This is a genomic window from Deinococcus betulae (assembly GCF_020166395.1).
GTDB classification, from domain to species: Bacteria; Deinococcota; Deinococci; order Deinococcales; family Deinococcaceae; genus Deinococcus; species Deinococcus betulae.
In genome coordinates this window covers 1-219 of record NZ_JAIQXU010000103.1, presented here as the reverse complement: position 1 = coordinate 219, position 219 = coordinate 1, and the positions used below count along the sequence as shown (strand labels likewise).

Sequence of the window (219 nt, the reverse complement as noted above, 5' to 3'; positions counted from 1 at the left end):
TGGTATTGCTAGGGTTTAGTGGAGGGAAAGTTCAGTCTGATTCAGACTGGAGCGAGATATGACGACCCCTCAGCAGCACTACACCGCGGAATTCAAGCAGGAGGCCGTGCGGCTGGTCGAGACCACAGGCAAAAGTTGTGCCCAGATCGCCCGCGACCTCGGCGTCCCTCCCCACTATGTTGTCCGCTGGAAAAAGCTGCGGGAGGTGCAGAAGGCTGC

1 protein-coding gene is annotated in these 219 nt (G+C 58.4%); it reads left to right on the top strand.

Features of this window, described 5'->3' with window-relative positions:
* Window positions 1–58: 58 nt before the first annotated feature.
* A partial coding sequence (locus tag K7W42_RS23420) for a transposase (protein WP_224577709.1) occupies window positions 59–219 on the top strand: 161 nt, incomplete at its 3' end.